6 protein-coding genes are annotated in these 7,010 nt (G+C 72.7%); 1 reads left to right on the forward strand and 5 read right to left on the reverse strand.

Annotated features, from left to right (window positions below):
- Window positions 1-202 precede the first annotated feature (202 nt).
- On the reverse strand, window positions 203-1,090 hold the full coding sequence (locus tag ACFWOG_RS12870) for an NAD(P)-dependent oxidoreductase (RefSeq protein WP_380357623.1): 888 nt from the start codon (window positions 1,088-1,090) through the stop codon (window positions 203-205).
- 53 nt (window positions 1,091-1,143) lie between these two features.
- Between ACFWOG_RS12870 and ACFWOG_RS12875 the strand changes: the two genes are divergently transcribed.
- Window positions 1,144-1,530, forward strand: a complete 387-nt coding sequence (locus ACFWOG_RS12875) for a winged helix-turn-helix transcriptional regulator (protein WP_380357625.1) — start codon at window positions 1,144-1,146, stop codon at window positions 1,528-1,530.
- Window positions 1,531-1,780: 250 nt separating this feature from the next.
- Here ACFWOG_RS12875 and ACFWOG_RS12880 read toward each other — a convergent pair whose 3' ends face one another.
- Genes ACFWOG_RS12880 through ACFWOG_RS12895 form a run of 4 tightly spaced genes read right to left on the reverse strand, consistent with a single transcriptional unit; the run spans window position 1,781 to window position 6,903 of the window.
- Entirely contained in the window at window positions 1,781-3,082 is a 1,302-nt protein-coding gene (locus tag ACFWOG_RS12880) for an MFS transporter (protein WP_380357628.1), read from the reverse strand.
- Complete coding sequence (locus ACFWOG_RS12885; protein ID WP_380357633.1) at window positions 3,075-4,274, reverse strand: cytochrome P450; 1,200 nt, start codon at window positions 4,272-4,274, stop codon at window positions 3,075-3,077. The genes ACFWOG_RS12880 and ACFWOG_RS12885 overlap by 8 nt, the downstream gene beginning before the upstream one ends.
- 30 nt (window positions 4,275-4,304) lie before the next feature.
- Window positions 4,305-4,976, reverse strand: a complete 672-nt coding sequence (locus ACFWOG_RS12890; RefSeq protein ID WP_380357636.1) for a DUF5825 family protein — start codon at window positions 4,974-4,976, stop codon at window positions 4,305-4,307.
- A complete protein-coding gene (locus ACFWOG_RS12895; protein ID WP_380357639.1) occupies window positions 4,957-6,903 on the reverse strand; it encodes a RiPP maturation radical SAM C-methyltransferase in 1,947 nt (648 codons plus the stop codon). The genes ACFWOG_RS12890 and ACFWOG_RS12895 overlap by 20 nt, the downstream gene beginning before the upstream one ends.
- Between the last annotated feature and the right edge of the window lie 107 nt (window positions 6,904-7,010).

Raw genomic sequence — 7,010 nt, forward strand, 5'->3', positions numbered from 1 at the left:
TGACGGCCGAGCAGCTTCACCATGCCGGGCGCGACCCGCTTGAACAGCTTCGCCCTTTCCGCTCGGCCACCGGCCGCGGCAGGGTCGGGCCGGTGGGGTCGGCCCGGTCTTCCTCGCCGAGCTGGTGGTGCTGCCCGCTCGGGTCCGGGGCCCTCGGGGTTGCTGTCGCGCGCGGGTGGCCGGGGGGCCGGTCCGCCGGGGTTCAGCGTCGGCCCAGCACCTCGGCGAGGCGGCTCACCCCGTCCTCGCCGTGGCCGAGGGCGATGGTCCGGCGGACCAGACCCTCGGCCGCGCGCATCACCCCGGACTCGATGCCGTGCGACTCCGCGGTGTGCACGACGTGGGCCATGGTGGAGACCCCCGAGGTGAGCGGGTTGATCGCGCCCGAGTAGCTGCCGCTGTCGAAGTCCTCGGCGAACTCCGCGAACAGCGGCGGCAGGATCGCACCGATCCCCTGGGCGAACGGCGCCAGCTCCCGCCCGCTGATCCCCTCCGCCCTGGCCAGTGCCAGCGCGTGCACGTACCCGGCCATCGTCGTCCAGAAGATGTCCAGCAGCGCGATGTCGAAGCCGGCCGCCCGGCCGATCTCCTCGCCGAGGTGGGTGTGGGTACCGCCGAGCACCGCCAGCACCGGCGCGTACCGCTCGTAGAGGTCGGCCGGCCCGCTGTGGATGAAGACCGCCTCCGGCGTGCCGATGCTCGGGGCCGGTGTCATGATGGCGCCGTCCAGGTACTCGACGCCGTGCTCCGCCGCCCACGCGGCCGTGGACCGGACCCGGTCCGGCGAGTCGGCGGTCAGGTTGACCACCGCCCGGCCCTTGAGCGCGGCCCCGACCTCCTCACGGTGCAGCACGGCGTCCGAGGCGTCGTAGTTCACCACGCAGATGACCGTGAGCTCGCTCGCCGCCACGGCCTCCTCCGCCGTGGCCGCGCTCACCGCGCCCCGGGCGACCAGCGCGGCGTCCCGCCCGGGGGTGCGGTTCCAGACCGTGGTGCGGACGCCGGCGTCCACGAAGGCACCGGCCAGGGCGCGTCCCATCGGCCCGAGGCCGAGCACGGTGACGGTGGGACGGGTGTGGTTGGTGGGCATACTTCATCTCCTGTAGACATGGTGGTGGACAACGACGACCCCGGGGGGAAGAGATGACGCGCAGCCAGGCCGTGAACCCGAACGTGTGCGGGGTGACCGCCGCGATTGCCGTGATCGACGGCAAGTGGAAGACGTCCCTGCTCTGGCTACTGGAGGCCGGACCGCAGCGCCCCGCCGAAATCCGTCGACGGCTGCCCGGGATCAGCGAGAAGGTCCTCACCCAGGCCCTGCGTGAGATGGAGTCCGACGGCCTGGTGCACCGCGAGGTGCACGACGTCCTTCCGCTGAAGACGGTCTACTCGCTGACCGACTTCGGCCGCCGGCTCTCCGACGCCCTCGGCCCGGTCTCCGACCTGGGCCACGAGCGCCTCGACCGCATGACGGCGGAGCAGGCCGGGCGGGTCGGACAGGTCGGACAGGTCGAACTGTCGGCCTCCTGACCTGCTGTCATCTCCTTCCGTCCTCCTGGGGACCAGTCTCGTCGCGCCGCACGTCGTTGCCCAGTACGCACAAAAAGGTGGCTACCGGCCGGGGCCGAGGGGCGGCGGGTTCACATCCGCGGCCCCGGCGGGCCGCCCTCGCCGTCGAGGGAGTTCCTGCCGTACGCGGTGAGGAGGAGGGCCGGGCAAACCGCTCCGGTCGACTGACGACGTCGGCGGGGGGCGGTCGACGCCGGCGGGGGTGGTGGCCTCACAGCGCGCGGATCTCGCGCCTGGTCAGCGCGTACCCGAACGCGCCCAGGAGGCAGAGCCCGGTCGTCGCGAACACCCCCCGGCTCCCGAACGCCTCCACCGCCGCGCCGGCCGCGATCACCGACAGCGGGAAGACCCCCAGCGCGCAGAAGGTGATGGCCGCCATGACCCGGGCCAGCAGCGCGGGCGGGGTGTTCTTCTGCACGCCGGTGACGACCAGGACGTTGGTCACCGTGCTGGCGCCGCCGGCCACGCAGAGCAGCAGCACCGCGCCGACGAGGCCGGTGAACGGCACCAGGCCGATCGCCGCACCCATCACCAGGCCGGAGAGCATCGCCGTGCGGCCCCGCGAGCGCAACTCCGTGAGACCGGCCGCGAACAGGCCGCCGACCAGGGCGCCGCCGGTGAACGCGGCCAGCAGCATGCCCAGCCCGACGGCACCGGCGGCGAAGCCGTCGGTGGCCAGGGTCGGCAGGGCGACCCTGGTGGCGCCGCCCACGGTCAGGTTCGCGATCACCGTCACCGTCAGTACCGCGCGCAGCAGTGGCGATTCCCGCAGCAGGGCGCGGAAGTTCCTCGGCACGGACGAACGTTCGGAGATCGGTCGGGGCGGTGCGGCGAGGCTGCCGCGGCCGATGAGCAGCAGCGTGACGGTCGACACGGCGAAGGTCGCCGCGTCCAGGCCGAGTGCGGCGGCCGGGTCCAGCCAGGCGACCAGGGGGCCGGCCGCCGCCGGACCGAGCAGACCGGCGCCGAAGGTGACCGTGCTGCTGAGGGCGTTGCCCGCGTGGAGGTCCTCGGCGGGCAGCAGGGTCGGGGTGATCGCCCAGGCGGCCGGCAGGAACACCCCGGCCCCGAGGCCGACCAGCAGCGCGAGCCCGCCGATCAGCAGGAACTCCGCCGCCCCGCCGGCGGCGACCGCGCACAGCCCGGCGGTGGCGAGCAGCCGGACGAGGTCGGCGGCCAGCATCACCCGCCAGGCGCCGAACCGGTCGGCGAGTACCCCGCCCAGGGGGGTGGCGGCCAGCCGTCCCGCGCCGTAGGCGGCCACCACCAGGCCCAACTGACGGGCGCCGCCGGCGAGGGAGTAGACCAGCAGTGGCAGGGCGACCACCTGGAACGCGTTGCCGAACTCAGAGGTGCCCTGCCCGATCACCAGCAGCCGGTAACCGCGCGAGCGCAGCGGCGCGACGCCGATCCGGGGGCGGAACCGCAACAGCCCCGTCGCACCGCCCGCCCCCGTACCGCCCGTCCCCGCGCCGCCCGTCCCCGTACCGCCCGTCCCCGCGCCGCTAGCCATCGAGCGAGACGGGCAGCGACTCCAGGCCGCGCAGCATGATGGTGTTGCGCCAGGGCAGGGTCTCCTCCGCGGCGGCCAGCTCGATCCGCTCGAAGCGCTCCAGGAGGCCGGTCAGCGCGACCTCGCTCTCCAGCTTGCCGAGGAAGGAACCGAGGCACCGGTGCAGGCCCTGCCCGAAGGCCAGGTGGCCCGGATCGCCCCGGTCGAGGATCAGCCGGTCGGGATCGGTGAAGCGGGCCGGGTCCCGGTTGGCCGCGCCGAGCGAGAGCAGCACCAGCTCGTCCGCCGGGATCTCCACGTCGTCGACCGTCACGTCGGCGTTCGTGAACCGCAGTGTGGCCATGCTCACCGGGGACTCGTAGCGCAGGAACTCGTCGATCGCGACCGGCATCGCCGCCGGGTCGGCGCGCAGACGGGCGAGCTGGTCGGGGTGGTGGAGCAGTGCCAGGGTGGCGGTGCCGAGCAGGTTGACGGTGGTCTCGTGACCGCCGATCAGCAGCAGGAAGACCATCGAGAACACCTCCTGTTCGGTGAGCTCGCCGGCGTCGCACGCCTGCACCAGGTCGGTCAGGATGTCCGTGCGCGGCGCCGCCCGTCGGTCCTTCATCAACTCCCGCAAGTAGTCGTTGAGTTCGGTGGTGGCCTGGTGGAACGACATGTCCCCGCCCTGGGTCAGGATCGCCGTCGACCAGGTGCGGAAGTCCTGCATGTCCTCCGGGGGGAAGCCCAGCAGCTCACAGATGATCATGATCGGCAGCGGGAAGGCGAAGTCCGTCACCAGGTCGGCGGTCTCCCGCCCGCGCAGCCCGTCGAGCAGGCCGTCGGTGATGCGCTCGACCAGCGGTCGCATCTGATCGACGCGCCGGCGGGTGAAGACGCCCTGGATCAGCCGGCGCAGCCGGGTGTGGTCCGGGGGGTCGCTGTTGAGCATGTGGACGACCTCCGAGCCGAGCGTCAGGCCGGAGCCCCGCCCGCTCGCGATCGCCTGGCTGCGGCGGACGTCCTGCCCGAACCGCGGGTCCATCAGCGCGGCCCGGACGTCCTGGTAACGCGTCACCAGGTAGACCGGCAGGCCCTCGCCGAACTCCACGACGGAGACCGCGCCGGCCTCGCGGATCCGGGCGAGCGTGGGGTAGGGGTCGCGGATGAAGGCGGACATCCGTGAGGCGGCGTCGTCGACCGCGGTGGTCATGGATCTCTCCTCGGACTCGAACTCTCGCAACTACACGGTCAGTGACGGGAAGGGCCAGCGGCGGACCCGCATGGGCAGGAACCACGCGCGGCCCGCCTGTTCGGCGATCAGACCGGCCACGGCGAAGTCCTGGTGGACGGCGTCCGGCAGCCGGCCGATCTCGACACCCTCGGCCAGCGCGTCCACCTGTGCCAGGTGGCCCGGCTCGTCGATGGTGAACAGCTCCAGCATCCCGAACCGGCGGTCGCGCACCTCGACGAAGCCGGGCCCGCGCCGGAAGACGCACTTGCTCGGGAAGTACGTGGCGCGCCAGTCGGCGACGACGTCCTCCGGTGCGCCGGTCAACCGCTCGGGCGGGTAGAGGTGGTGGAAGCGGCGCTGCGCCGCGCAGCCGTCCGTGCAGACCGCCTGCCAGAGCACGGCCAACCCCTGTCCGGTCGCCTCGCGCAGCAGCATCAGCGCCCGCGCTGAGGCCGCCGGCGCGTCCGCACAGAGCCGGACCGGCTCGGTCAGCCGCAGGCAGCGGACCCCGGCGCGGTGCAGCTCGGTCACCTCCGCCTGCGCCGGGCCGGACAGGGTGCGGCGACCGAGCGCGAAGCCCGGCAACTCCCTGGCGGCCGGGTCGTAGTCGAGCCAGAGCTCGACCTCCGGGTCGGCTGCGCGCCAGGCGGCGTCGGTCCGTTCAGCCGATCGTGACGGCATCGAGCACCTCCTCGGTACGAGGACGGGCGGCGGCCGGGCCGTGCCGGTGCTGCATCCGCATCAGCACCTGGTTGTCGGACTCGACGGCGACCTGAAGGAAGCTGTCCCCGTCGTGGAACAGCAGGCCCAGCGCGGTGAAGCGCTCCAGCACGGGCTGGACCGCCGCCGCGCCGCCGGGGACCTTGGCGGCCAGCGTGGCGGTCGAGCGGGGCTGGGCCAGCAGCCGGAAGGCAGCGAGCTCCACCGGATCGGTCAGCTCGACCACCCGCCAGTCGTACCCGGGCCGGGTGTTGACGAGCACGATGCGCCCGCCCGCGTCCCGGTAGCTGAGCCGGCTGTCGGGGAACCGCGCGATCCAGGTGTCCACCGCCGCGCTCAGACGCTCCGCGAGGTCGCCGCCGATCCCGCGCGGCGGTGCGGTGAACACGTACGCCAGTTGGGCCAGTTCGCTCTCGGGAAGGCGATAGGTCGCGCGGTACTGGAAGGCCGGCCGGGTGATCGCGAAGCCCAGTTCGGGGCGGTCGAAGTACGGGCTGAACCGCTCGATCGCGATCCGTCCCGCCCCGGTCGGCGGGTCCAGGTGGTGCAGCACGGGAAGTTGGCCGATCACCGACTCGTAGTCGGCCGGCTGCTCGCCCGGGAAGCCGTAGAGGTAGTTCCAGCTGACCGAGACCCCGGCGCTCTGCGCGTCCCGCAGCGCACGGACGTTCTGGCAGCCCGTCACCCCCTTGTCCATGATCCGCAGGACCCGGGTGCTCAGGCTCTCGATGCCGGGCTGCACCTGGGCCGCGCCCGAGTCGCCGAGAAGTTGGAACTGGTGGCGGCGCAGGTTGGCCTTGATCTCGAAGTGCAGCCGCAGATCGACCGGGAGTTCGGCCAGCGACTTCAGGACGGTGTCGAAGTAGCCCATGTCCAGGATGTTGTCGACCACGTAGACGTCCAGCAGCTGGTGGCGTTCGGCGAGCGTGAGCACCTCGGCGAGGAAGTCCGCCGGCGGCTTGGAGCGGAACTCCATCGAGGAGCCGTTGAGCCCGCAGAAGGTGCAGTGGTGCTTCTCGCCCCACCAGCAGCCCCGGGAGCCTTCGAGGACCAGCTTGGGATCGACCCAGCCGGCCGCGACGGAGGCGTCGAGCCGCTCGAAGAAGCCGTCGTAGCGGGGCGTCAGGATCGCCGAGGGCGGCAGCGGGCGCTTCGTCATCTCGTTGGCCGTCGACGTCCCGGAGTCGTCACGCCAGCACAGCCCGGGGACGGCGGAGAGGTCGCCGCCCTCCAGGAGCGCCGGGAAGGCGGCTTCGCCCTCGCCGCGCACCACGTAGTCCAGGAAGGGGAAGTTGCGGTGCAGCGCGGCGCCCTGCGGACCGTCGCAGTTCGCGCCGCCGAACACCGTGCGCACCTGCGGGCACCGCTGTTTGAGCACCCTCGCGGCGGCGAGGCTCGCCGTGTTCTGCTGGAAGGTGGTGGTGAAGCCGACCAGGTCCGGTGGGTCGGCGGCGAGCTCGTCGACCAGTCGGTCGATGAAGGCGGGGGCGATCGTGCGGGTGGCCCGGGTCAGGGCGATGTCCTGCTCGCTCGCGCCGTTGGCGGCGAGGTGCTCGAAGTAGCTCGCGAACTCGACATCGCTGTCGCCGGCGCCGTTGCTGTCGCCGTCGAGGCCGCCGTCGACGCCGGGGGCCGGGCCGTCATCACCGTACAGCGCACCGGCGAACGCCCAGTCGCCCGCGCCCTGGAAGTAGGACTTCTCGGAGAAGTACTGGTAGTCGTCCACGCCGAAGCCCGCGGTCGAGGCCGCCCAGTCCACGAAGTCCAGGTTGGCGTACCGCACTTCGACCTGATGGCCGGCGCGTGCGGCGGCGGTGTGCAGGATCCCGAGCGCCAGCGACGGCACGTCGATCGCGCCCCAGGGCATGTGCAGCAGGACGATACGCATGATGGCCACTTCTGTTGTCCGCAGGCGGTCGGCGAGGTGTCGCGCCGGGGGACCCCAGAAGGCCCCGAGCCCCCCGGGGTGACATGGCCCTGAGTTACCGCGTAGGC

The sequence above is a fragment of the Kitasatospora sp. NPDC058406 genome, assembly GCF_042722765.1.
Classification (GTDB): domain Bacteria; phylum Actinomycetota; class Actinomycetes; order Streptomycetales; family Streptomycetaceae; genus Kitasatospora.

Coding starts and splice junctions, on each gene's coding strand:
- ACFWOG_RS12875 (WP_380357625.1), top strand. CDS start 1,144: ATGACGCGCAGCCAGGCCGTGAACCCGAACGTGTGCGGGGTGACCGCC.
- ACFWOG_RS12895 (WP_380357639.1), bottom strand. CDS start 6,903: ATGCGTATCGTCCTGCTGCACATGCCCTGGGGCGCGATCGACGTGCCG.
- ACFWOG_RS12885 (WP_380357633.1), bottom strand. CDS start 4,274: ATGACCACCGCGGTCGACGACGCCGCCTCACGGATGTCCGCCTTCATC.
- ACFWOG_RS12890 (WP_380357636.1), bottom strand. CDS start 4,976: ATGCCGTCACGATCGGCTGAACGGACCGACGCCGCCTGGCGCGCAGCC.
- ACFWOG_RS12870 (WP_380357623.1), bottom strand. CDS start 1,090: ATGCCCACCAACCACACCCGTCCCACCGTCACCGTGCTCGGCCTCGGG.
- ACFWOG_RS12880 (WP_380357628.1), bottom strand. CDS start 3,082: ATGGCTAGCGGCGCGGGGACGGGCGGTACGGGGACGGGCGGCGCGGGG.